The 258-nt window shown below is 57.0% G+C and carries 1 rRNA gene; it reads left to right on the top strand.

Annotation, left to right across the window (positions count from 1 at the left end):
* Positions 1-258: ribosomal RNA gene (locus tag BUA48_RS00010) — 16S ribosomal RNA — on the top strand; the annotation flags it as partial.

Raw genomic sequence — 258 nt, forward strand, 5'->3', positions numbered from 1 at the left:
GGCTCACCAAGGCAACGATGCGTAGCCGACCTGAGAGGGTGATCGGCCACATTGGGACTGAGACACGGCCCAGACTCCTACGGGAGGCAGCAGTGGGGAATATTGCGCAATGGGGGAAACCCTGACGCAGCAACGCCGCGTGAGTGATGAAGGTCTTCGGATTGTAAAGCTCTGTCTTATGGGAAGATAATGACGGTACCATAGGAGGAAGCCACGGCTAACTACGTGCCAGCAGCCGCGGTAATACGTAGGTGGCAA

The sequence above is a fragment of the Clostridium collagenovorans DSM 3089 genome, from assembly GCF_900130005.1.
In the GTDB taxonomy this organism is placed as follows: Bacteria; Bacillota; Clostridia; order Clostridiales; family Clostridiaceae; genus Clostridium_D; species Clostridium_D collagenovorans.